The sequence below is a fragment of the Sulfurivermis sp. genome (genome assembly GCF_059410345.1).
Window position 1 is genome coordinate 1 of the sequence record NZ_JBLJDO010000003.1, and the last position, 22,127, is coordinate 22,127.

The window sequence follows — 22,127 nt, forward strand, 5'->3', positions numbered from 1 at the left end:
TCCTTGAGTCTGCACGTCGCATTGGGCACCGGCAGCGCGCAACATCACACCGCCGTCAGACAGGGAGGCCGCGGGGTGCACTCCGGTTTGCCGAAAACTCCACCGGGATAGTAAGCTACTCGCAATGAAACGCTTACTTGGCCTGAACCATTGGATGAGACATCGGCGAGGCGCGGCGCTGTTGCTGCTCTGTCTGCTGTTGCCGTTTCAGGCCGGCGCCGCCGACACGCTGTACGTCACTGATCGCCTCGCCGCCGATGTGTATCCGGCGCCCCGCGCCGCCGGCAAACCGATCCAGCAGTTGCCCACCGGCACGGTCTTGCAGGTGCTCACCGTGCAGGGCGACTTCGTGCGGGTGCGCACCCGGGATGGCAGCGAAGGCTGGATCCACCAGCGTCAGCTGCAGGAAGACATGCCGGCCCAGGTGCTGCTGCTGTCGCTGGCGCAGCAACACGAGCGCACCACCAAGGAACTGGATGACACCCGCCGCCAGCTGGCCGAGCAGACCCGCGCCGCGCAACAGAACCATCAGGTGTCGCGCTCGTGGTGGATGTTTTTCGCCGTGCTGGTCTCGCTGGTGACCGGCTTCATCCTCGGCATCATGTGGCTGGACTGGCGCATCCGCGAACGCCATGGTGGCTTCAGGCTCTAAACTCACCCCCTGCGTTCTGTCGCGCCAGCAACACTCGTCCCGTAGCCATTTCTTCATCTCATATCTGCCCTTATGAAAATCGCCTCCTGGAACGTCAACTCGCTGCGTGTGCGCCTGCCCCAGGTGCTGGACTGGCTCGCCGCCCGGCAACCGGACGTGCTCGCATTGCAGGAAACCAAGATGCCGGATGCCGAGTTTCCTCGCGCGGAGATCGAGGCGGCCGGTTATCAGGTGCTGTACTCCGGGCAGAAGACCTACAACGGCGTGGCGCTGCTGAGCCGTGAACCCGCCGGCGGCACCCTCGTCACCGATCTGCCGGGCCTCGACGACCCGCAGCGGCGCGTGCTCGGCGCACAGTTCGGCGATGTCTACGTGCTCGACCTCTACGTGCCCAACGGCCAGGAGGTCGGGTCGGACAAATACACCTACAAGCTGGACTGGCTGGAGAAGCTACAGGCCTTCATCGCGCTACAGCTTGAGCGCACCCCCAATCTGGTGGTGCTGGGCGATTTCAACATCGCCCCCGACGAACGCGACGTCTACGACCCGGCGGCCTGGGAAAACAGCGTGCTGTTCTCGCCGCCGGAGCGCGCCGCCTTCCAACGCCTGCTGGACACCGGCCTGGTGGACACCTTCCGCCTGTTCGAGCAGCCGGAGAAGACCTACAGCTGGTGGGACTATCGCATGAATGCCTTTCGCCGCAACCTCGGCCTGCGCATCGATCACATCCTCGCCAGCCGGCCGCTGGCGGCGCAGTGCATCAGTTCCGTCATCGACAAAGAGATGCGCAAACTGGAGCGCCCCTCGGATCACGCACCCGTTGTAGCGGAATTTTCGCTTTAGGATAGGTATTTCACTTATTCGCCACGGCTGGGTTACACTCCGGCTGAACCCCTACCCAGGCCAGGGTTATGGAGCACGCGGAGAACACCCGGATGTTCAACCTGACGCGGTATTTTTCCGCGCTGTCGCTGTTTCTCATCCTAGCTGTGGGCGTCGTGCTGGGCAGCTACTTCCACCGTTTTTCCACCCACCATCTGATCAGCCAGGCCGAACACGACAACGTCGCCCTGACGCGCCTGGTGCACAACACCTTGCGGCAGGAGTTTGCGGCCCAGGTCACCGCGTCCTATGTCGAACACGACCTCGCCCGAAGGCACACCGCGGCCGGCGACCTGTTGCCCCATGTACTCACCCTGCTCAAGAACAGCGATGTCATCAAGGTCAAGGTTTACAATCGCCACGGCCTGACCGTCTTTTCCACCGACCTGACCAACGTCGGCGAAAACATTGCGCACAAACCCGGGTTCCAGGTCGCCAGCCAAGGCGGTATTGCCAGCGATATGCACTCGCGTGATGTATTCAATGCCCACGACGGCGTGCGCTCCAATATCGACTTCATCGCCAGCTATGTGCCCATGCGTGATGCCGACGGCGATATCTTTGGCGTGTTCGAGATCTACCGCGATGTAACACCGCTGGTGCAGCGTGTCAGCACCACGCTGTGGCAGGTGGCAGCGGCCGCCACCCTCGCCCTGACCCTGCTGTATCTATTGCAACTGCTGGTGGTAAGCCGCGCTCAGCGCATCCTGCGCCGCCAGGCGCAGGAACTGGAGCATGCCAACCTGGCGCTGGATCGGCGGGTACAGGAGCGCACTGCCGCGCTGGAGGCGGAGATCGCCGAACGCCGGCATGCCGAACGCCGCCTGGACCACCTCGCCTATCACGACGTACTCACCGGCCTGCCCAACCGGCTGATGTTCAAGGAGCACCTCACCCACGGCCTCTCCCGCGCGGCGCGCAAAAAGAGCCGCCTCGCCATCCTGTTCATCGACCTCGACCGTTTCAAGGATGTCAACGATACCCTGGGCCACTCTATCGGCGACGAGTTGCTGGTTGCCGTGACACGCCGCATCAAGACCTGCGTGCGCACCAGCGACACCCTGGCGCGCCAGGGCGGTGATGAATTCATCTGCATCCTGGAGGACATACGCGAGCCGGACGAGGCACGTCAGGTCGCCGACAAACTACTGGCCTTGTTCCGACAGCCGTTCACGGTCAGCGACAACGAACTGTTCCTCTCGGCCAGCATCGGCATCTGCATCGCCCCCGACGACGGCAGTGATGTCGATATTCTGGTGCGCAATGCCGATGCCGCCATGTACCAGGCCAAGTCCCACGGCCGCAACCGTTACCACTTCTATACGGCCGAAATGACGCAGGAGGCACAGCAGCGCGTCCGTATGGAGACCCTGCTGCGCCACGCCATCGACAGCCGGGAACTGAACGCGCACTACCAGCCCAAGGTGGATGCCAGAACCGGCCAACTCATCGGTGCGGAGGCCTTGCTGCGCTGGAGCAATGGCGAACTAGGCCATGTGCCGCCGTGGCGCTTCATCCCCCTGGCTGAAGACTGCGGGTTGATCGTCGAACTGGGCACCTGGGTGTTACGCGCGGCCTGCCAACAATTGGCGCAATGGGATGCAGCGGGATTTTATGTGCCGACACTGTCGGTGAATCTCTCGGTCAAGCAGATGGAGCGCAGCGACTTTATCGAACATGTCTCTGCCATCCTGCTTGACACCGGCGTCAACCCGAAACGCATCGAGTTTGAAATCACCGAGTCGATCATCATGTCCGTAGACGATGCCCTGGGCGTACTGCATCGCCTGCGGGCTTTGGGGGTCACCCTGTCGGTGGATGATTTCGGTACCGGCTATTCCTCGCTCACCTATCTCAAGGCCCTGCCGATTCAGACCATCAAGATCGATCGCAGCTTCGTCAACGGCATCGGTGTCAGCCCTGGTGACGAGGCGATCATCCGCGCCGTAGTCGAGCTGTCCCGCAGCCTGGGCTTCGTCACGGTGGCAGAAGGCGTGGAAACCACGCACCAGGCGCAGTTCCTGCGCAACACCGGCTGCGCATGCCTGCAAGGCTATCTCTACGGCAAGGCGATGCCGGCGCACGAACTGGCAGCCGCCTGGCAAACAGAGAGCGAAGACCATGGGCTGGCGGCCAATCTGGCGGCCACCGCGTTCAACAACGCCTGATTACCGATCAGCGGCTGTTCAGCGTGATATTGCTGCCGCGGGTTTCCGTGAGGCGCAGCGCCGCCAGCAGGGCCACCGTGGCAAAGCCGAGCATCAGCCACAGGGCAGCATGATAGTCAGCCCCGCTGTACAGGCGCACGCCCTCGCGCATGGCGCCGTCCCAGCCCTGATCCAGCACCCAGCCGAACAGTGGCTGCATGATCGCCGCCCCCAGAAACAGCCCGGTGTTGACCACACTGATGGCCATACCCGACAGCGCCGGCGCGCACACTTCCTTGGCGCAGGCATAGCTGAGCACAAAGCCGCTGCCGCACAGACCGAGCAGTGCAAACAGCAGCATGCCACTCAGACCCGGCTTCCATGGCAGCCACAGCAACGCCGCACATGCCAGCAGATAGAGTCCGGCACTCACCGTCATCACCGCCTTGCGCCGTCCTAACCGATCGGAAATCCAGCCCAGCAGCAGCGTACCGACCGCCATCGCCAGCAGAGTCAGCGTGGTGTACTGCGCCGCCTCGTCACGGCTGAGGCCGTGCACATCGCGCAACAGCGGGACGCCCCACAGGCCGGCAAAGGCGAACAGGCCACCGGCCATGCCGAAGTTGAACCAGAAGCCCGGCCACACGCGCAGATTGGTCCATACCGCGCGCATGTCGTGCAACCAGTGCCGCTCGCGCTCGGCATGGGCGCTCTTGCCCTCCATGGCGCGCAGCGAGGGAAAGCCGGCCTCCTCCGGCCGGTTGCGCACGATGAGCAGCGACAACACGGCGAGCAACAAGGAGAACACGCCAATGCCGACGAAGGCCGCTCGCCAGGAGACATGGCCCAGCAGCCAGGCCAGCGGGCCGGCGGCCAGTATCGAGCCGATGTTGCCGAGCAGCAGGGTGACGCCGCTGATCAGGCCGTAGATGCGCTCGCGAAACCACACCGTGTTGCTCTTCATCAGCGCTACAAAGATCACCGACACGCCCAGCCCCACCAGAAAGCGCCCCGTCATCGCCATCTCCATGGTCTCGGCCAGCCCGAAGAGGATCGAGCCGATGCCGGCGACGAAGTTGCCCAGCGTCGCCACGGTGCGTGCACCCACCGTGTCGGCGAGCACACCGGAAGGGATCTGCATGGCGGTGTAGATGTAGTAATACATCGCCGCCAGCGAACCGAGTGCCGCACCGGTGGTATGAAAGGCCGTCATCAATTCGGCGGAGACCACCGCCGGCGCCATGCGGTGAAAGAACACCGACATGTAGGCCAGGATCAGAACGGCGTAGATGGCCCAGCGCACCTGCTGGAAGCGGCGGGGGTCGAAGGTTGTGGCTGGCGTCATGGAACACGGAGCGATGGATGGAAGGGAGCATCTTAGTCCATTTTCCCTCCGCATTCCGCAAAACTTCGGCCCGCAAATGAACGCAAATCCACGTAAATGGAATGCCGGCTCACACCTAGGGAAGCTCTGAATAAGTTCAGAGCTTCCGCGGCACAGGGATGTGCCGCGATGGTCTGAGAAGTCCAGTATGGACTCATTCAGACTTTCTCTAGTCACACTCGCCTATCGCGATTACCTGCGTCACCAGCCGCCTGGTCGGGCATACCCAGGATGGCGGCATGGTTGTTGGAATGAGGATGGCTACACGGGTTATATTTGCACTAATTGGCGTTCATTTGCGGATGCCTCTTTTCCTCCCCAAAGGCCGGCCATGAAATACAAGGATCTGCGCGACTTCGTCGCCCTGCTTGAGCAACGCGGCGAACTGAAACGCATCACCGTCGAGGTCGATCCCTACCTGGAGATGACCGAGATCTGCGACCGCACCCTGCGCGCCGGCGGCCCGGCCCTGCTGTTCGAGAAGCCCAAGGGCCACAGCGTACCTGTGCTCGGTAACCTGTTCGGCACGCCCGAGCGCGTCGCCCTCGGCATGGGCGAGGAATCGGTCAGCGCCTTGCGCGAGGTGGGCCAGCTGCTCGCCTTCCTCAAGGAGCCGGAGCCGCCCAAGGGCCTGCGCGACGCCCTCGACAAGCTGCCCAAGTTCAAGCAGGTGCTCAACATGGCGCCTAAGGTGGTGAAGGATGCGCCCTGCCAGGAGGTCGTTCTGGAAGGCGGCGATGTCGACCTGGGCCAGCTACCGATCCAGACCTGCTGGCCGGGCGATGCCGCCCCGCTCATCACCTGGGGACTGGTGGTGACGCGCGGCCCGCACAAGGAGCGGCAGAATCTCGGTATCTACCGTCAGCAGGTGCTGGGCCGCAACAAGGTGATCATGCGCTGGCTGTCGCACCGCGGCGGCGCCCTCGACTTCCGCGACTTCCAGCAGAAATTTCCCGGCCAGCCCTTCCCGGTGGCGGTGGCTCTCGGCGCCGACCCGGCCACCATTCTCGGTGCCGTAACACCGGTGCCGGATCCCCTGAGCGAATACGCCTTCGCCGGCCTGCTGCGCGGCGGCAAGACCGAGGTGGTCAAGTGCATCGGCAGCGATCTGCAGGTGCCCGCCTCCGCCGAGTACGTGCTGGAAGGTCTCATTCATCCGGGCGAGATGGCGGAGGAAGGCCCCTACGGCGATCACACCGGCTATTACAACGAAGTGGACCGCTTCCCGGTGTTCACCATCGAGCGCATCACCCAGCGCAAGAGTCCGCTCTACCACAGCACCTACACCGGCCGCCCGCCCGATGAACCGGCGGTGCTTGGCGTGGCGCTCAACGAGGTGTTCGTGCCGATCCTGCAGAAGCAGTTTCCGGAAATCGTCGATTTCTACCTGCCGCCGGAGGGCTGCTCCTACCGCATGGCGGTGGTGAGCATCAAAAAGCAGTATCCCGGCCACGCCAAGCGCGTAATGCTCGGCATCTGGTCGTTCCTGCGCCAGTTCATGTACACCAAGTTCGTCATCGTCACCGACGACGACGTCAACGTGCGCGACTGGAAGGACGTGATCTGGGCCATGACCACGCGCATGGATCCGGCGCGCGACACCACCACCATCGAGAACACCCCCATCGACTACCTCGACTTCGCCTCGCCTATTTCGGGTTTGGGATCGAAGATCGGCTTCGACGCCACCAACAAGTGGCCGGGCGAAACCAGCCGCGAATGGGGCACGCCGATCCGCATGAGCGACGAGGTGAAGCGCCGTGTCGATGCGCTGTGGGATCAGCTGGGGATATGAAAATGATTACTTGCCTGCCCGCAGGCGCACCCCATCACGGATGTTGAGGGCGATCAACGTCAGATTGGCTGCGCCGGCCAGCAGCTCCACCGCCTGCACCGTGTAAAACATCCCATCGAGCTGACCGGCCGCCGCCCAGCGATCCAGCAGCAATGCCGCCGGCAGCAGTATCAACAAACCGTTGCCGGCGATGAACGGCATGCGCCGTTGCTTTGCCGCCAGCAGCCTGCCACTACGGTTACGCGCCAGCACAAAGCCGCTCGCGCCGGTGAGCATCAGCGCCGGGATCAGCAACCACAGCCCTTGCACGATGGCCGCCTTGACGCGGGCGATGGCGCCAGGATCGCCACCCAGCTCAACCACCAGCGTGGCCACAAAGAACATCAGGATGGTGACAAAGGCGATGCCGCCGGCGATGGCATGCAGAATGGATTTCATGACACAGGCTCCCGTGGCTGGTTGACACGATCCTGCCTATTTGACAGCATGCTGTCAATATGAAAAACGCCACTACCCACAGCCGTGCCAGCGGCCTGTTCACCGAACTGGTGTTGGAAACCTTCCGCTTCAACGGCCGCCTCATCGCCGCCGGCGACGCCATGAGCGCACCGCTGAAATTGACCAGCGCACGCTGGCAGGTGCTGGGCGCCATTGCGCTGGAGGGCCAGCCGCTCACCGTGGCCGACATCGCCCGCCGCATGGGCCTGAAGCGGCAGAGCGTACAGCGCCTGACCGATGCCTTGGTGGAAGAAGGGCTGCTGTTGCGCGAGGACAACCCGGCCCACCGTCGCGCGCCCCTGCACCGGCTCAGCAAGACGGGCGCGCGTGCCTACCGCACGCTGGACGAACAACAGGCCGCCTGGGCGGCGGAATGCGCCAAGGGGATCCCGGCACAGCGCCTGGCCGACGCCCTGGAACTACTCCACACGTTGCGCCAGCGCCTGGAAGAGGAGTAACGCGCGCCAACTTGTCGTATCCTGCACGGGTAACACGAGCAACGGACGGAATGGCAATGCAGAAGATCATGGTGCTCAACCCCAAGGGCGGCTGCGGCAAGACCACCCTGGCGACTAACCTGGCCAGTTTCCTGGCCCAGTCCGGCAACAAAGTAGCGCTGGCCGACTTCGACCCGCAGGGTAGCAGTATCGACTGGCTGGCGGTGCGCCCAGCGGAACGGCCCACCATCTATCACGTCTCGCTGGACGAGGAGAAGGAAAAGCTGCTGCTGCCGTTGGGGATGGATTACGTGATCATGGACGCCCCCGCCGCCGTGCATGGCAAGGACCTCAAGCGGCACGTGAAGCGTGCGCAGACCCTGCTCATCCCGGTGCTGCCCTCACCTATCGACATCCGCGCCGCCGCCCGCTTCGTGGAAGAACTGCTGCTGGTGGGCCGCGTCTCGCGCCAGGAGACGCGCATCGCCGTCATCGCCAACCGAGTGAAGGAACACACCCTCATCTATCACACCCTGCAGCGATTTCTTACCAGCCTGGGCATCCCCTTCCTCACCACCCTGCGCGACAGCCAGAACTACATCCGCGCCGCGGATCGCGGCCTGGGGCTCGCCGAACTGCCGCCGGCGCTGGTGGAAGTTGATCTCGAACAGTGGCAGCCGATCCTGCGCTGGCTGGCGCAGCAGTAACGGCCCTGCGGGTCAAACGTCTTGCAGACCCGCCGCCAGATCCGGATAGCGCAACGTCACCCCCAGTTCCACCAACATCCGCCGGTTGTCCATGCGGCGCGACTCGGTGAGATAGGACAGCATGGCCGGGCTCAGCTGCTGCATGGCCTGCGCCAGGGTCAGCGCCGGCGGGCGCGGCAGGCCGAAGCGATCGGCCACGGCATAGAAGTATTGCGTCATGGTGCCGTTGCGGCCGTCGCTGACGTTGTAGATGCGGTCGGCGCCGCCACGATCGGCGGCGGCGACGCAGGTGGCGGCCAGATCATCGGCGTGAATACGGTTGGTGTAGCCGCACTCCTCCTCGCGCAGCACCGGTGTGCCGGCCCGCAGCCGCTCCAGCGGCCAGCGGCCGGGGCCGTAGATGCCGCCCACGCGCAGGATGTTCACCAGCACCCCGCTCTCCCGTCCCCAGGTGCGCAGCACCGTTTCGGCATCCAGACGACGGCGGGCGCGATCGGTGCCGGGTGCCGGCGGCGTGTCTTCGTCCACCCAGGCGCCGTCGCGATCACCGTATACGCCGGAGGTGGAGATATAGATCAACCGCGCCGGGCGCAGGCCCGCCGCGACGAAGGCGCGCATGCGCGGATCGGTCTCGCCCTGCCCGGGCGGCGGCGCGAAGTAGTAGACTGTTGCACCATTGATGGGCAAGGTGGCGAGGGAGGCGGGGTCGTCGAGATCGCCGCTGATCGGGCTGATGCCGGCGGCGCTCAGACGGACAGCAGATTCTGCGCTGCGCGCTAGGGCCTGTACCGCAGCGCCGCGCGCCTGCCACAGACGGGCCACGCGCAGGCCGATATCGCCGCAACCGATGATAAATATCAAATTCACGGTTTATCTCCTTAACCGTTTAACGGATAATCCATACCTTTATGGTCAACAATAACCCAGTGGCAAGGTAGAGTTAATGAGCTTCAAAGTTCAGGTTGAACCCAGTGGTCACGAATTCCCGGTAGAGCAGGGTGAAGCCGTGCTCGATGCAGCCCTGCGCCATGGCCTCGCCTTCCCCTACGGCTGCCGCAATGGCTTTTGCGGTGCCTGCAAGTGCAAGGTGGTCAGCGGCGAGGTCGACTACGGCGACGAGGAGCCGGGCGCGCTCACCGAGCAGGAACTGGCGGTAGGCATGGCCCTGCCCTGCGTGGCCAAAGCCAGCTCCGACCTGGTGCTGGAGATCAAGGAAGTCACCGCCACCAAGGATATCCCGATCCGCACGCTGCCGGCCAAGATCGGCCGCATGGAGCAGCTCAGCCCCAACGTGATGGGCCTGTGGCTCAAGCTGCCGGAGGGCGACCGCCTGCAATATCTGGCCGGCCAGTACGTCAATTTCATCCTGGCCGACGGCAAGAAGCGCGCCTTCTCCATCGCCAACCCGCCTCACGACGACGAGTTCCTGGAATTCCATATCGGCCTGGTGCGCGGCGGCCGCTTCACCGAACAGGTGTTCAGCGAGATGCATGAAAAGGATCTGGTGCGCATCGAAGGTCCGCACGGCAGTTTCTTCCTGCGCGAGGATTCCGACCGCCCGATCATCCTGCTCGCCACCGGCACCGGCTTCGGCCCGGTGAAGGCCATCGTCGAACACGCCCTGGCCGAGGGTGTGCAGCGCCCCATCCACATCTACTGGGGTGCCCGCACCAAGGCCGACCTGTACATGCATGAGCGCGCCCTGCGCTGGGATCGGGAGTATGTGAACGTGCACTACCACCCGGTGCTGTCACGCCCGGCGGCGGAGGACCAGTGGGAGGGACGCACCGGTTATGTGCAGGAGGCGGTGTTGACCGACTTTGCCGACGTCACCGGTTTCGAGGTCTATGCCTGCGGTCTGCCAGAGATGGTGCTCGGCGCCAAGAAGGCGCTGACGGAGCGCGGCCTCGACCCGGAGCACTGCTACTCCGACGCCTTCGAGTGGGCCAAGGACTGACCTGTGCGCGGAGCGGCTCTGCCGCGATGGGGTGTGTCGACCGGCTCAGCACCTAATCGCGGCGTGCCGCTGCTACGGTTTCTTCGTGTTCCGCGTCACCAGCGGAAAGCGCTTCAACGGCACCACCGGTCCCGAACGGCCATTGCCGGTCACCAGGGCCAGGCCCTTGTGGTAGTAGTCGCGGGCCGTAGCCTCTTCCCCCAGCCGCTCCAGCAATTCGCCCAGCATGCGGTAGGTCTCGGCGCGCGCCTCCATGCCGGCGCTGGCCTCCAGGTAGGCACGGGCCTTGCCCCACAACTGGGCGCGCATGGCGAGACGCCCCAGGGTCAGCAGTAACAGCGGGTGGCGTTGGTGGCGCTTGAGCCACTCTTCCGCCGCGGCCAGCTGCTGAGTGGGATTCTTGCTTTCCGCCAGACCGTACAGACGCACCAGCTCCGCATCCCACTGCCGGCGCACCGCCTCGCGCAATAGACTCTCCGCCTCGTCGCCGCCACCCAGGGCAAGCAATCCACGCGCATAGGCGGCGAGCAGCACCGCCTGTTGACGCTGATGGCGTGGGATGCGCTCCCACAGCTCGCGCAGCTTGTCCAACTGACCGTGCTCATGGACCTGACGCAGCAGGGTCTCCCAAATGCGGCGCTCCAGCAGCTCCGCCGCGTCCTCTTCCAGCGCACGGCGCTTACGCAGCTCCGGCAGCAGCTCCACCAGTTCGTTCCAACTGCCCAGGCGCTCGTACACCTGCTGCAGCAGTTGCAGCACACGCACATTCTTCGGCGTCTTGCCGTGCAGATGCCGCAGGGTAGCCAGCGCCTGTTCCAGCTGGCCGCTGGCCATCTGCAATTCGGCCTGCGTCACGCCCACCGCCAGTTCGCCCTCGGCAGAGCTGCGATGGGCCATGGACAGGTGGTAATCGCGCCGCTCCTCATCGCCCAGCATCTGCGCCGCGCGGGCCGCCCCCAGATAATTGAGCAGCGGCGTTTCGCTGCGCTCGGCGTAGCGCGAGAGGTCGCGTTCGGCCTTGAGCCAGTGACCTTCGGCCAGGGCGGTGAGACCACGCGTGGTGACCAGGCGCGCACGCAAGGTGCGCCGGCCGCGGCGCCAGGCGCGTAACCGTCCCGGCAGGGCCAGCGCGCCGGCCACCAGGCGCAGGGTGGCATAGAACACCACGAAGCCCAGCAGCGCCACCAGCACCGCGAAGGTGAAGGAGGTCTCCACGCTCCACGGTCCGTAGTTGATCAGCACATAGCCGGACTCGCTCTGCGCCAGCAGGGCCAGGCCCACGGCGCCGACCAGGACGACGATGACGAAGAACAACAGCTTCATGGACGCGCACTCCGCTCAAGACGCACGCTGACCTCGCGCAGGGCATGCAGCGACTGATCGATGGCCGGCAATGGCGGCGCGATGTCGATGGCGGCGAGGCGTCCCAGGGCCTCACGCATGGCGAGGGTGGCGGGCGACTTGGCGTCATAGAAACGCTCCACCCAGCCGTCCGCCTCCTGCAACGCGGCGCGATAGGCCTGACCGTGGCCGCGCAACAGGGACAGGCGCGCCGTTTCCAGCTTGAGGCGCAGGTTCTGCCGCAGCAGCAGGCGCTGATCCGGCGTGGTCAGCGGCAGGCTGCCGGCGTCATGGCGGCGGATCACCACCAGGCTGCGGATATCGGACCACACGCTGCGCACAAAACTGCGCCAGCCGGCCGTCTCCTCCTCGGTCGCCACGGCCTCCTGCTCCTCGCGCGGCGCACCGGCCAGCACCAGGTCGTCCACCCCCTTGCTCAGGGCGCCCAGTTCCAGGGTGATGCCATCCACGTCCAGCACAGGCAGGGCGCGCAGGGCCTGCAACTCTTCGCTGAGCTGGGCACGCACCCGGGTCAGCAAGGGGTCGTTGAGCAGGGCGAGGCGCTGATCGGCCGCACTCATGGCGGCGATGGCGCCGACCACATCACGCTCCAGCAGCAGGCGGCGGTTGGCCATCTGCAACAGATAGTCCGCCTCGGCCAGCACCCAGGCGTGACGGTCACGGCCGAGACGCTCGTTTATCTTGTCCAGCGCATCGCCCAGCAGCCGGGTATCGCCGCGCAACTGCTCCAGTGCGCTGCTGTCCCGGGCCAGGCGTGCCGCCATATCCTGCTGCTGCGCCGTCAACTGCTCCAGCCGGGTGTGCAACAGCTGGTATTCATGCAAGGCCGCGGTGCGCTGCTTGTCCAACTGGGTCCACACTGCATAGCCGCCACCCAGCGCACCGAGCGCCAGCACCACCGCCAGCCAGGCCAGGCCCTGGCCGCCGCGTTGCGGCTCCGCGGCCGGGGCTGCCGCCATTTCTTCCGCCGGGGTCTGTGCCTCGGCCTGGGTAGATTCGTCCGGCTTCTGTTCCATTTCGCTCATCGCCCTTCTCCCGCGCGGCCCGCCCAGCGGGCCACCGCTTCCACCAATCCCGCATCGCTCGCCAGGGCGGCGACATGGGCCGGCTGTGAAAATCCCAACTCCTGCGCCAGTGCCGCGGTGCGTTCGCTCACCACCACCAATGGCAACTTCTTCAGCCGCGCCGCGTTATCGGCCCCGGCCAGCTCCAGCAGATTACGCAAACCCTCGCTGCTGGTCACCGTCACGATATCCACCGCGCCGGCCGCCAGTTGCGCCGCCAGCGCCGCAACATCCACCGCCGGCCGTACGCGCCGATACACCTCGGCGTAATCCACCGTGGCGCCGCGCTCGCGCAGCGCCTGCCCCAACAGTTCGCGCCCACCGTCGCCGCGGAAGATCACCACGCGCCGGCCGGCGACCTGTTGCAGTTCGGCCAAGGCGAGCAGCCCCTCGCTGTCGTAGCGCTCGCTCGGCTGCAGGTCCGGCCCGCGTCCGAGGCGCGCCCGCAAGGCGCGCGCACTGCCTTCGCCCACCACCGCCAGACGCAACCCCGCAGGCAGACCACCCTGCGCCCCGATCAGATCGAGGCCGTACTCCACTGCATTGGGGCTGACAAAGATTGCCAGATCATAGTGCGCCAGCCGCGCCACCGTCGCCAGAGGCGCCGTCATGTCGTGCGGCGGCGCGATGGCCAGCACGGGAAAGCGGATCGCGCGACCACCGGCCTGCTCGATCATGTGGCACAGCGTGTCGGCCTGATGCGCGGGGCGTGTCACCAATACGCCCCGCCCATGCAAATCAATAATCATGTCGCTTGGCGACTCCTTGTCCCCTCCCCCGTGCGCGGGGGAGGCCAGGGAGGGGGAAACGGACAGGGCCACGTTACCCTGTTGCCAGCAAAACGCCATCCCCCTGTCCGTCAGGCTGAGGCATACACCTCGCGCAGGATCACATCGGCGCCGCGCGCCAGCAGGTCTTCCGCCAGCACGCGGCCCAGCTCTTCGGCATCTTCCGGCTTGCCGCTGATGGAGCCGCGCACCACCTCGCCGCCGTCGGGCCGCCCCACCAGGCCGTGCAGCACGACGACGCCGTGGTCCAGCTCGGCATAACCGCCGATGGGCACCTGGCAGCCGCCTTCCAGCCGCGTGTTCATCGCTCGCTCCGCCTTGACGCGGGTGGCCGTCGGCGCATGGTTGAGCGGGGCGAGCAGGGCATTCACCTCGGCATCATCGGCACGGCACTCGATGCCTACCGCGCCCTGACCCACGGCGGGCAGGCTGACGGTGATGTCGAGCAGCTCGGTGATGCGGTTGCGCAGCTCCAGGCGGATGAGGCCGGCGCTGGCGAGGATGATGGCGTCGTATTCGCCGTCGTCCAGCTTCTTCAGGCGGGTCTGCACGTTGCCGCGCAGGAACTTCACCTGCAGATCGGGGCGGCGTGCCAGCAACTGGCATTGGCGGCGCAGACTGGAGGTGCCGACCACCGCGCCCTGCGGCAGGGCATCAAACGACTTGTAGGTATTGGAGACAAAGGCATCGCGCGGGTCTTCGCGCTCACAAATCACCGACAGGTGCAGCCCCTCGGGAAAGGCCATGGGCACATCCTTCATGGAGTGGACGGCGATATCGGCGTCGCCGCGCAGCAGCCCTTCCTCCAGCTCCTTCACGAACAGCCCCTTGCCGCCGATCTTGGCCAGCGGGGTGTCGAGGATCTTGTCGCCCTGCGACACCATCTTCACCAGCTCCACCTGGAGGCCGGGATGGCACTCCTTGAGCCGCGCGGCCACGTACTCCGCCTGCCACAGCGCCAGCAGGCTCTGGCGGGTCGCGATACGGATCAGGTTTTTTGCCATGGAATCAAACCCTTGTATTCTGGTGCGGCCGCCCCCGACAAGGGCGGGAACCGACCGATGGAATAAGAAGTCTCAATTGAGCGTCTGATCATACACGCCCGGCACGGGGCGGCCTATTGCACGGAAGGCGGTAGCGTACTTATCCTGGGAAAAATTCCGCATTCATTGATAGGTTTTTGCATGAACACAGCGTATCGCGTCCTGGCCCTGCTGCTGCTGAGCGCCACCCTGCCCGTCGCGGCCTGGTCCGATCTGGAGACCCCGGCCCACCACAACGACGCCACCGGCGTGGTGATCCCGCAGATCACCGACCTACGCCAGGAGGCCAGCCAGGCCCGCGCGCAGCGTCTGCCGATCCTGGTGATGTTTTCCTCCGACTACTGCCCCTACTGCTCGGTGGTCAAGAACGACTTCCTCAAGCCGATGATGTTCAGCGGCGACTACGACAAGAAGATCCTGTTCCGCGTGCTGGAACTGCGCGCCGGTGCCGACGTCATCGACTTCGACGGCAAGAAGGTCAACGTGTGGGAGTTTGCCGACCGCTACCAGGTGCGTGTCACCCCCACCCTGGTGTTCATCGACTACCAGGGCAAGCCCATGGCGCAGAAGATGGTCGGCCTCACCACGCCGGACTTCTTCGGCGGCTATCTGGACGACGCCATCACCACCGCCTACAACCACACCCGCAGCGGCACTACCTTCGCCTGCAAGGACGCCCTTACGCGGGTTGCCTGCTAATGGAATTGGGCCGGACCCGCACTGCCGCGCCAGTCCGGCCTACACGTCGATCTCCCCCGAACGCAACAACCTGCGCAACTCCGGCAAATGGCGTCGGCTGATCTCCAGCCGCTCCGCACAGTCCTTCAGCCTCACCCGCGCCGCGCCATTGCTCTCCTTCTCCAACCCCTCCAGTGCACTGCGCGCCACCAGGGCGTTGCGATGGATGCGCACGAAACGCGGTCCGTACTCGGCCTCCAGCGCGGTAAGCGAGTCCTCGATGAGCGCCTCGCCACGGGCGTGGCGCACCACCACGTACTTCTGTTCGGCGCGCAGGTAGATGATGTCGCCGACCGGGATCAGGGTGAGGTTGCCGTGCAGGGTACTGGACAGGTGGCTGCGTCCCTGTGGCTCCGGATCGGCGGCGGCCACCGCCTCCAGTTGCGGCGCGCTCAGACGCCGCGCCTTCTCCAGCGCCTGAGCCAGCCGTTCGGCGCGCACCGGCTTGAGCAGATAGTCCACCGCCTGCGCCTCGAAGGCCTGCAAGGCATAGTCGCCATAAGCGGTGACGAATACCACGGCGGGCCCTTCCGGCAGCCTGGCGAGATGCCGCGCCGCCTCCATGCCGTCCATGCCCGGCATGCGGATGTCGAGCAGGACCACTTCCGGATGCAGGCGGGAGCAGGCCTCCAGCGCGGCACGACCGTCGGCGGCCTCGCCCACCACCTCGGTGCCCGGCACCTCCGCCACCATGCGACGCAGGCGCTCGCGGGCCAGCGGCTCGTCGTCGACGATCAGCACGCGCATCACTGTTCGACCTTGCGGTAAGGCAGCCGCAACTGCACACGGTAGTGCCCCGCTTCCTCGCCGGCCTCCAGCGCGGCCGCGGGGCCAAAATGAAAGGCCAGACGTTGGCGGATATTCTCCACCGCGATGCGGTTACCGCTGCGTTCGCGCCCCTGCGCCGGGCAGGGATTGCTCACGGTGAGGGTGAGCGTGGCCTGTTCCAGCGCACCGCCGATGGTGACGGTGCCACCCTCGGGCAACTGCTCGACACCGTGATAGATGGCGTTCTCCACCAGCGGTTGCAGGGTCAGCGGCGGGATGGCCGCATCCGGCGGCACACCGTCCACCTGCCAGTCCAGGCGCAGGCGGGGCCCCAGACGCAACTCCTCCATGTGCAGGTAACGCCGCGTCAGCGCCAGTTCCTCCTGCAACGGGATCAGGCGGCGGCCGTCGCCCAGACTGGCGCGAAACAGATCGGCGAGGTCCTCGATGGCCGCCTCGGCGCGCGCCGCATCGCTGCGCGTGAGGCTGGCGATGGTATTCATGCTGTTGAACAGGAAATGCGGCCGGATGCGCGCCTGCAAGGCGGCAAAGCGCGCCTCGCTCTCCGCCACCAGGCGGCGGCGTGACTGATGGCTGACGTAGAAATAGCGCAGCGCCAGGGCGCTGACGATGGCGCCGATGGCGAAATTGCGCAGCACGAAGCCCGCATGGCTGCCGCCGTGCAGGCCAGGTTCGAGGATGAAGCGCCAGGCCAGTTCCGACAGCAGCAGGATCACCAGCAGCAGCAGACCATAGCTCACCAGCGCAGCAGCACGGTCGTTCAGACGCTCCAGCGCGCGCCGGCTGGCGCACAGCACCGCGGCGCCGGTCAGGCCCGCCCACTGCATGAACAGCGAGGTGAGCGCCAGGGTGTCCCACCAAGTGGCGCCCTGACCGAGCTGGGCCAGGGTGAGGATGAAGGCAAACAACTCCGACAGCACCACCACGGCAAATACCGCCGGCAAGCTGCAAAAATCCGGCAGGAAGAAATTGTCGTTGCGCGGTACGGAAGGCATGGGGGCCACAGGCATTCCCTGTCGTGGATGAATGGCCACCATCATAGCCCCATCGAGCCGGAGCGGGCATCCCCCGTCACCCCGCCCGGCGGTGATATACTGCGGCCCACTTCACGCTTCCACCCCCGAGCCATCATGAGCAACGAAAAAACCGTCGAAAAGCCCTGGACCGGGCGCTTCACCGAACCCACCGACGCCTTCGTCGAGGCCTTCGGCGCCTCCGTCGGCTTCGACCAGCGCATGTACCGCCAGGACATTCAGGGCTCCATCGCCCACGCCAAGATGCTGGCCCATGTCGGTGTGCTCAGCACCGCCGAGCGCGATGCCATCATCACCGGGCTGAACCAGATACGCGACGAGATCGAGCGCGGCGAATTCCAGTGGTCCATCGCCCTGGAAGACGTGCACATGAACATCGAGAAGCACCTCACTGACCGCATCGGCATCGCCGGCAAGAAGCTGCACACCGGCCGCTCGCGCAACGACCAGGTCGCCACCGACGTGCGCCTCTACCTGCGCGACGAGATCGACGTGATCGCCAAGGAGCTGAGGCGCCTGCAGAGCAACATCCTCGACCACGCCGCGCGCGAGGCCGACACCATCATGCCCGGCTTCACCCATCTGCAAACGGCGCAGCCCATCACCTTCGGCCATCACCTGCTGGCCTGGAACGAAATGCTGCAACGCGATGCCGAGCGTTTGCAGGATTGCCGCCAGCGCGTCAACTGGATGCCACTCGGCTCCGCCGCCCTGGCCGGCACCACCTATCCCATCGACCGCGAGTTCACCGCGCGCGAACTGGGCTTTGCGGGCATCTGCCGCAACTCACTGGATGGCGTTTCCGACCGCGACTTCGCTATCGAATTCATGAGCTGGGCCGCGCTGCTCTTGATGCACCTGTCGCGCTTCTCCGAGGAGCTGATCCTGTGGGCCTCGGCGCAGTTCCGCTTCGTGGAAATCTCCGACGCCTTCTGCACCGGCTCCTCCATCATGCCGCAGAAGAAAAACCCCGACGTGCCCGAGCTGGTGCGCGGCAAGTCCGGCCGCGTGTTCGGTGCGCTGATCTCCATGCTCACCATCATGAAGGGCCAGCCGCTGGCCTATAACAAGGACAATCAGGAAGACAAGGAACCGCTGTTCGACACCATCGACACGGTGAAGGGCTGCCTGCGCGTCTATGCCGACATGCTGGGCTACGCCGAGCAGGATGACGGCAGCAAGAAATACCACATCGTGCCGCGCAAGGATGTCATGCGCGAGGCCGCCCTGCGCGGCTTCTCCACCGCCACCGACCTGGCCGACTACCTGGTGCGCAATGGCGTCGCCTTCAGGGACGCCCACGAGATCGTCGGCAAGTCCGTTGCCTACGGCGTCCAGACCGGCAAGGACCTGTCCGAGATGACCCTGGCCGAGCTGCAGCAATTCAGCCTGGCCATCAAGGAAGACGTGTTCACCTACCTGACGCTGGAAGGTTCCGTTGCCGCGCGCAACCACATCGGCGGCACCGCGCCGGAGCGGGTGCGGATGGCGGTAGTGCAGGCAAGGGAGTTGCTGCACAGATAGGAAAAAGCCCGGGACCTGATAGGAGGCCCTGGGCTCTTCCCCGAACCCAGGGAGCCGCCGGGGATGCTCCTGACATGCTTTCCGCCACATCCAATCTTTATAGAACATCACTGTCCTCGACCACTGCGTTACCCCCCCGACTGAGTTACATCCATGACCCACGGAATCATGCTGACCCTGCTTGCCCTGCTGTTCTATGGGGCATGGGGCTTTTCGTACAAGCTGCTGTCTCTCAAACAGATACAGGGTGAATGGGTGGTGGCACTGATCATGCTGTTTGGCGCGATCATCTCGGCGGCCCTGGCCCTGGCGCGGTCGGAGCCCTTGCCTCTGGCAAAGATAGGCGAAAACCTGCCCTGGCTTGCTCTGGCCGCCTTCAGCGGTGCGGTAGGGAACATCTTGTTGGTCAAGGCCATGGCGGCGCCGGGGATCAGTTCGGGGGTTGCCTTGGCCATCTCAGGCGCCTATCCGCTGGTGGCCGCACTCCTCACCTACCTCTTTCTCGGCGAAAAACTTACCGGCACACAGGCCCTGGGCATGACCACCATCGTCTTTGGCGTCGGCCTGCTCATGTTAAGGGAGGTCTGAATAAGTCCATCCTGGACTTCTCAGCCCACGCGAACCGAAAAATGTGATTTTCGATTCGCTTCATTTTCCAACGACTTATCGTCGTCGGAACATGGCCCCGTGCCGGTGATTGGCGTAAACTTGGCCGCCTGTCATCGCTGGAAAACCTCATGAACATCGTCGTCGTAGATGCCGCCCGCCTCGCCGGCGAGGCCGACTTCCCCATGCTCGACGTGCCCAAGTACGGCTGGCTGCAGTTTCCTGCCCTGGAGGGCGCGGAGCTGGCGGAACGCTGCTGGCGCTCCGATGTGATCGTCACGGTCAGCACACCCATCGATCACGCCGTCATCGACAAGGCCTTCAAGCTGGCGCTGATCGTCGCGGCCGGTGATGACGCCAGCCATATCGATCACGCCGCGGCGCGCGAGCGCGGCATCACCGTCTGTCACCTCCCCGGCGCCAATCCGGCGGACGCCGCGCAGGCCGCGCGCATCTGCGGGCAGGTCATCGACACCATCGGCGCGTACCTGCGCAACACACCCATCAACGTGGTCGGTTGAATCATGGCGGAACTCGGCATCCTCAACACGCTGACCGTACTGCGCAAGGGCAGCTACGGCGTGATCCTCGACGGCGGCGCACTGGGCGATGTGCTGCTGCCGCTGCGCGAGGCGCCGGAGCCGTGCGCCGTCGGCGACAGCCTGGAGGTGTTCGTCTACATCGACTCCGACGATACCGTGGTCGCCACCGCGCAGCGGCCGCTGGCCCAGGTGGGCGAGTTCGCGCTGATGAAGGTGGCGTCCATGACCGAGTACGGCGCCTTCCTCGACTGGGGCCTGCACAAGAATCTGCTGGTGCCGTTTGCCGAGCAGAACGGCACCATGACCGTGGGCCGTTCCTATGTGGTGCGCGTCTACCGCGACAAGCGCACGGGCCGTATCGTCGGCTCGGCGCGGCTGGACAAGTTCCTCGACCGCACGCCGGTGGATTACACACCGCGCCAAGCGGTGGACCTGCTGATGTGCGAGCACACCGACATCGGCTACAAGGCGATCATCAACCAGCGCCACTGGGGCGTGCTGCACGACACCGACGTGTTCCAGCCGCTGCGCTACGGCCAGCGCCTCACCGGCTACATCAAGAAGCTGCGCGAGGACGGCAAGATCGATCTGGTGCTGCAACCGCCGGGCTATGCCAAGGTGGAAGGCATCGCCGGCGAGCTGCTGGAGAAGATCAAGGCTGCGGGCGGCTTCATCAACGTCACCGACAAGAGCGCGCCGGAGATCATCTACGCCCGCTTCGGCGTCAGCAAAAAGGCATTCAAGCAGGCGGTCTCCGCCCTGTACCGCGAACGCCTGATCACCATCGAGGACGACGGCCTGCGCCTGGTGCGCTGAACACTGCCCATCGCCCTTTCCCGTGGCACACCAACGGGAGTAGAATCCCCCCGCTACATTGTCCCTGTCATTTCTCAGCCGGAGGCTCGATGGATACCGTCATCAGCGCCGGCCTGCTGCCCCGCTAGACCGCCTGCCCGGTCTGGCCGCAGGCGCGGCCCATCTCAACATCACCACCGTTACGTCCGTGACGGGCGCGCTCCTGCGCCGGTCACAGCACTTCCCTGTTGAGAGGATGACACACCATGTTCAGCGATCTTTCCCTGCTCCAGCCGCTCGGCTGGAACAACGAGTTCACCCGCCAGCTCAGCCTGGAGCAACTGGAAACCCTGCGCCCGGCACGCGTCATTGGCGTCGAGCGTGGCCACTTCCGTGTGGATACCGGCACCGATATTGAAATCGCCACCCTGGCCGGCCGCTTTCGGCACGACCACACCGCTGCCCTCACCCAACCCGCCATCGGTGACTGGGTGCTGCTGACGGCCGAGGCGCCCAGCATCGTCGAACGGCTCGAACCGCGCACCCTGTTGCAACGGCGCGGCGCCGGCGGCAGCGCACCGCAGGCCATCGCCGCCAACGTCGACGTGCTGCTCATCGTCAGCGGTCTGGACGCGGAGTTCAACCTGCACCGCATCGAACGCTATCTGGTGCTGGCGGCGCAGGCGGGCGTGACGCCCCTGGTGCTATTGACCAAGGCCGACCTCTACCCGGACGCAGAATCGGCACTCGCCGCGGTCCGGCCGCGTCTGCCGCCAAGCGGGGAGGTGTTCGCCCTCGATGCGCTGCACGCACCGCTGACCGACCTGCTCGCGCCCTGGCTCGGCGTCGGCAACACGCTGGTGGTGGCTGGTTCCTCCGGTGTCGGCAAATCCACGCTGATCAATAACCTGGCCGGCACGGCGCTACAGGCGACCCAGGCGACGCGGCGCGACGCCAAGGGCCGTCACACGACCACGGCCCGGGAACTGATCCGTCTGCCCGGCGGCGCCTGCATCATCGACGTGCCGGGCATGCGCGAGGTGGGACTGCCACCCAGCGCCGGGGGTGTGGAAACGCAGTTTCGCACCCTGCATGAACTGGCCGGCCAGTGCCGCTTTGCCGACTGCGGCCACCAGGACGAGCCAGGGTGTGCCGTACAGGCGGCGCGTGAGCGCGGCGAGCTGGATGAAGACGAGTGGCAACACTATCGCAAGCTGCTGGCCGAGGAACGCCACAACATCGCCGCCCACGAACGCCACCAGCAGGAACGGGCCTTCGGTCGCCTGGTACGCGCGGTCGTCAAGGAAAAGCAGCGCCAGGGACGCCGCTAGGCGGCCCGTGGCCCGCCCCACAACCCCACAACCAGTAGGGGCGGGCCGCGGC

General features: G+C 65.4%; 22 protein-coding genes. 13 read left to right on the plus strand and 9 right to left on the minus strand.

Going from position 1 to position 22,127, the window contains the following annotated elements; all coding sequences use genetic code 11:
• Positions 1-154 precede the first annotated feature (154 nt).
• The 3 genes from ACMV8A_RS03310 (at position 155) to ACMV8A_RS03320 (ending at position 3,702) form a co-directional block, all read left to right on the plus strand.
• Positions 155-652, plus strand: a complete 498-nt coding sequence (locus tag ACMV8A_RS03310) for a TIGR04211 family SH3 domain-containing protein (protein ID WP_495324317.1) — start codon at positions 155-157, stop codon at positions 650-652.
• Positions 653-724: 72 nt separating this feature from the next.
• Positions 725-1,495 carry an exodeoxyribonuclease III gene (gene xth, locus ACMV8A_RS03315; protein ID WP_495324318.1) on the plus strand — a complete coding sequence of 257 codons (771 nt, stop codon included), beginning with the start codon at positions 725-727 and terminating at the stop codon, positions 1,493-1,495.
• Positions 1,496-1,587: 92 nt separating this feature from the next.
• Positions 1,588-3,702 carry a putative bifunctional diguanylate cyclase/phosphodiesterase gene (locus ACMV8A_RS03320; RefSeq protein WP_495324319.1) on the plus strand — a complete coding sequence of 705 codons (2,115 nt, stop codon included), beginning with the start codon at positions 1,588-1,590 and terminating at the stop codon, positions 3,700-3,702.
• 7 nt (positions 3,703-3,709) lie between these two features.
• On the opposite strand, the gene ACMV8A_RS03325 is transcribed toward ACMV8A_RS03320, so the two are convergent.
• Complete coding sequence (locus tag ACMV8A_RS03325; RefSeq protein ID WP_495324320.1) at positions 3,710-5,026, minus strand: MFS transporter; 1,317 nt, start codon at positions 5,024-5,026, stop codon at positions 3,710-3,712.
• A gap of 370 nt (positions 5,027-5,396) precedes the next feature.
• Here ACMV8A_RS03325 and ubiD point away from each other — a divergent pair, with 370 nt between their 5' ends.
• A complete protein-coding gene (ubiD, locus tag ACMV8A_RS03330) occupies positions 5,397-6,860 on the plus strand; it encodes a 4-hydroxy-3-polyprenylbenzoate decarboxylase (RefSeq protein ID WP_495324321.1) in 1,464 nt (487 codons plus the stop codon).
• A 6-nt stretch (positions 6,861-6,866) separates the two neighbouring features.
• On the opposite strand, the gene ACMV8A_RS03335 is transcribed toward ubiD, so the two are convergent.
• Positions 6,867-7,298 (minus strand): hypothetical protein, encoded by a 432-nt coding sequence (locus ACMV8A_RS03335; protein ID WP_495324322.1) that lies wholly within the window; start codon positions 7,296-7,298, stop codon positions 6,867-6,869.
• A 59-nt stretch (positions 7,299-7,357) separates the two neighbouring features.
• On the opposite strand from ACMV8A_RS03335, the gene ACMV8A_RS03340 reads away from it, so the two are divergent.
• Together ACMV8A_RS03340 and ACMV8A_RS03345 are read left to right on the plus strand one after the other, a co-directional pair.
• Complete coding sequence (locus ACMV8A_RS03340; RefSeq protein WP_495324323.1) at positions 7,358-7,816, plus strand: MarR family winged helix-turn-helix transcriptional regulator; 459 nt, start codon at positions 7,358-7,360, stop codon at positions 7,814-7,816.
• 56 nt (positions 7,817-7,872) lie between these two features.
• Positions 7,873-8,502 carry a nucleotide-binding protein gene (locus tag ACMV8A_RS03345; RefSeq protein ID WP_495324324.1) on the plus strand — a complete coding sequence of 210 codons (630 nt, stop codon included), beginning with the start codon at positions 7,873-7,875 and terminating at the stop codon, positions 8,500-8,502.
• A gap of 12 nt (positions 8,503-8,514) precedes the next feature.
• Here the strand turns inward: ACMV8A_RS03345 and ACMV8A_RS03350 are convergent, their stop codons facing one another.
• Positions 8,515-9,369, minus strand: a complete 855-nt coding sequence (locus ACMV8A_RS03350) for an SDR family oxidoreductase (protein ID WP_495324325.1) — start codon at positions 9,367-9,369, stop codon at positions 8,515-8,517.
• Positions 9,370-9,445: 76 nt separating this feature from the next.
• Here ACMV8A_RS03350 and ACMV8A_RS03355 point away from each other — a divergent pair, with 76 nt between their 5' ends.
• Positions 9,446-10,459: a CDP-6-deoxy-delta-3,4-glucoseen reductase gene (locus ACMV8A_RS03355; protein ID WP_495324326.1), complete on the plus strand. Its 1,014-nt coding sequence runs from the start codon at positions 9,446-9,448 to the stop codon at positions 10,457-10,459.
• Positions 10,460-10,531: 72 nt separating this feature from the next.
• Here the strand turns inward: ACMV8A_RS03355 and ACMV8A_RS03360 are convergent, their stop codons facing one another.
• From ACMV8A_RS03360 to hemC, 4 genes are all read right to left on the minus strand, one after another.
• Entirely contained in the window at positions 10,532-11,782 is a 1,251-nt protein-coding gene (locus tag ACMV8A_RS03360; RefSeq protein WP_495324327.1) for a heme biosynthesis HemY N-terminal domain-containing protein, read from the minus strand.
• Positions 11,779-12,846, minus strand: a complete 1,068-nt coding sequence (locus tag ACMV8A_RS03365; protein ID WP_495324328.1) for a uroporphyrinogen-III C-methyltransferase — start codon at positions 12,844-12,846, stop codon at positions 11,779-11,781. The genes ACMV8A_RS03360 and ACMV8A_RS03365 overlap by 4 nt, the downstream gene beginning before the upstream one ends.
• Positions 12,843-13,634 (minus strand): uroporphyrinogen-III synthase, encoded by a 792-nt coding sequence (locus ACMV8A_RS03370; RefSeq protein ID WP_495324329.1) that lies wholly within the window; start codon positions 13,632-13,634, stop codon positions 12,843-12,845. Before ACMV8A_RS03370 ends, ACMV8A_RS03365 begins: the two co-directional genes overlap by 4 nt.
• A gap of 110 nt (positions 13,635-13,744) precedes the next feature.
• Positions 13,745-14,677, minus strand: a complete 933-nt coding sequence (hemC, locus tag ACMV8A_RS03375) for a hydroxymethylbilane synthase (RefSeq protein WP_495324330.1) — start codon at positions 14,675-14,677, stop codon at positions 13,745-13,747.
• Positions 14,678-14,857: 180 nt separating this feature from the next.
• On the opposite strand from hemC, the gene ACMV8A_RS03380 reads away from it, so the two are divergent.
• The gene (locus ACMV8A_RS03380; RefSeq protein WP_495324331.1) at positions 14,858-15,415 is read left to right on the plus strand and encodes a thioredoxin family protein; all 558 of its coding nucleotides are present in this window, start codon (positions 14,858-14,860) and stop codon (positions 15,413-15,415) included.
• A gap of 39 nt (positions 15,416-15,454) precedes the next feature.
• Here ACMV8A_RS03380 and ACMV8A_RS03385 read toward each other — a convergent pair whose 3' ends face one another.
• Together ACMV8A_RS03385 and ACMV8A_RS03390 are read right to left on the minus strand one after the other, a co-directional pair.
• The gene (locus ACMV8A_RS03385) at positions 15,455-16,201 is read right to left on the minus strand and encodes a LytR/AlgR family response regulator transcription factor (protein ID WP_495324332.1); all 747 of its coding nucleotides are present in this window, start codon (positions 16,199-16,201) and stop codon (positions 15,455-15,457) included.
• A complete protein-coding gene (locus ACMV8A_RS03390) occupies positions 16,201-17,238 on the minus strand; it encodes a sensor histidine kinase (RefSeq protein WP_495324333.1) in 1,038 nt (345 codons plus the stop codon). The genes ACMV8A_RS03385 and ACMV8A_RS03390 overlap by 1 nt, the downstream gene beginning before the upstream one ends.
• Before the next feature lie 135 nt (positions 17,239-17,373).
• On the opposite strand from ACMV8A_RS03390, the gene argH reads away from it, so the two are divergent.
• From argH to rsgA, 5 genes are all read left to right on the plus strand, one after another.
• On the plus strand, positions 17,374-18,801 hold the full coding sequence (gene argH, locus ACMV8A_RS03395; RefSeq protein WP_495324334.1) for an argininosuccinate lyase: 1,428 nt from the start codon (positions 17,374-17,376) through the stop codon (positions 18,799-18,801).
• 153 nt (positions 18,802-18,954) lie between these two features.
• Positions 18,955-19,389 (plus strand): EamA family transporter, encoded by a 435-nt coding sequence (locus ACMV8A_RS03400; protein WP_495324335.1) that lies wholly within the window; start codon positions 18,955-18,957, stop codon positions 19,387-19,389.
• Positions 19,390-19,538: 149 nt separating this feature from the next.
• Entirely contained in the window at positions 19,539-19,928 is a 390-nt protein-coding gene (locus ACMV8A_RS03405; protein WP_495324336.1) for a hypothetical protein, read from the plus strand.
• Positions 19,929-19,931: 3 nt separating this feature from the next.
• Positions 19,932-20,765 carry a CvfB family protein gene (locus ACMV8A_RS03410; RefSeq protein ID WP_495324337.1) on the plus strand — a complete coding sequence of 278 codons (834 nt, stop codon included), beginning with the start codon at positions 19,932-19,934 and terminating at the stop codon, positions 20,763-20,765.
• A gap of 245 nt (positions 20,766-21,010) precedes the next feature.
• Positions 21,011-22,075 (plus strand): ribosome small subunit-dependent GTPase A, encoded by a 1,065-nt coding sequence (gene rsgA, locus ACMV8A_RS03415; RefSeq protein ID WP_495324338.1) that lies wholly within the window; start codon positions 21,011-21,013, stop codon positions 22,073-22,075.
• The last annotated feature ends 52 nt before the right edge of the window (positions 22,076-22,127 follow it).

What these genes read in the sequence shown, in the direction of transcription:
- ACMV8A_RS03405 (WP_495324336.1), top strand. Translation starts at nt 19,539, where the DNA reads ATGAACATCGTCGTCGTAGATGCCGCCCGCCTCGCCGGCGAGGCCGAC.
- ACMV8A_RS03340 (WP_495324323.1), top strand. Translation starts at nt 7,358, where the DNA reads ATGAAAAACGCCACTACCCACAGCCGTGCCAGCGGCCTGTTCACCGAA.
- ubiD (WP_495324321.1), top strand. Translation starts at nt 5,397, where the DNA reads ATGAAATACAAGGATCTGCGCGACTTCGTCGCCCTGCTTGAGCAACGC.
- ACMV8A_RS03410 (WP_495324337.1), top strand. Translation starts at nt 19,932, where the DNA reads ATGGCGGAACTCGGCATCCTCAACACGCTGACCGTACTGCGCAAGGGC.
- ACMV8A_RS03360 (WP_495324327.1), bottom strand. Translation starts at nt 11,782, where the DNA reads ATGAAGCTGTTGTTCTTCGTCATCGTCGTCCTGGTCGGCGCCGTGGGC.
- ACMV8A_RS03370 (WP_495324329.1), bottom strand. Translation starts at nt 13,634, where the DNA reads ATGATTATTGATTTGCATGGGCGGGGCGTATTGGTGACACGCCCCGCG.
- ACMV8A_RS03325 (WP_495324320.1), bottom strand. Translation starts at nt 5,026, where the DNA reads ATGACGCCAGCCACAACCTTCGACCCCCGCCGCTTCCAGCAGGTGCGC.
- rsgA (WP_495324338.1), top strand. Translation starts at nt 21,011, where the DNA reads ATGTTCAGCGATCTTTCCCTGCTCCAGCCGCTCGGCTGGAACAACGAG.
- argH (WP_495324334.1), top strand. Translation starts at nt 17,374, where the DNA reads ATGAGCAACGAAAAAACCGTCGAAAAGCCCTGGACCGGGCGCTTCACC.
- ACMV8A_RS03320 (WP_495324319.1), top strand. Translation starts at nt 1,588, where the DNA reads ATGTTCAACCTGACGCGGTATTTTTCCGCGCTGTCGCTGTTTCTCATC.
- ACMV8A_RS03365 (WP_495324328.1), bottom strand. Translation starts at nt 12,846, where the DNA reads ATGAGCGAAATGGAACAGAAGCCGGACGAATCTACCCAGGCCGAGGCA.
- hemC (WP_495324330.1), bottom strand. Translation starts at nt 14,677, where the DNA reads ATGGCAAAAAACCTGATCCGTATCGCGACCCGCCAGAGCCTGCTGGCG.
- ACMV8A_RS03335 (WP_495324322.1), bottom strand. Translation starts at nt 7,298, where the DNA reads ATGAAATCCATTCTGCATGCCATCGCCGGCGGCATCGCCTTTGTCACC.
- xth (WP_495324318.1), top strand. Translation starts at nt 725, where the DNA reads ATGAAAATCGCCTCCTGGAACGTCAACTCGCTGCGTGTGCGCCTGCCC.
- ACMV8A_RS03400 (WP_495324335.1), top strand. Translation starts at nt 18,955, where the DNA reads ATGACCCACGGAATCATGCTGACCCTGCTTGCCCTGCTGTTCTATGGG.
- ACMV8A_RS03310 (WP_495324317.1), top strand. Translation starts at nt 155, where the DNA reads ATGAGACATCGGCGAGGCGCGGCGCTGTTGCTGCTCTGTCTGCTGTTG.
- ACMV8A_RS03345 (WP_495324324.1), top strand. Translation starts at nt 7,873, where the DNA reads ATGCAGAAGATCATGGTGCTCAACCCCAAGGGCGGCTGCGGCAAGACC.
- ACMV8A_RS03390 (WP_495324333.1), bottom strand. Translation starts at nt 17,238, where the DNA reads ATGCCTTCCGTACCGCGCAACGACAATTTCTTCCTGCCGGATTTTTGC.
- ACMV8A_RS03385 (WP_495324332.1), bottom strand. Translation starts at nt 16,201, where the DNA reads ATGCGCGTGCTGATCGTCGACGACGAGCCGCTGGCCCGCGAGCGCCTG.
- ACMV8A_RS03355 (WP_495324326.1), top strand. Translation starts at nt 9,446, where the DNA reads ATGAGCTTCAAAGTTCAGGTTGAACCCAGTGGTCACGAATTCCCGGTA.
- ACMV8A_RS03380 (WP_495324331.1), top strand. Translation starts at nt 14,858, where the DNA reads ATGAACACAGCGTATCGCGTCCTGGCCCTGCTGCTGCTGAGCGCCACC.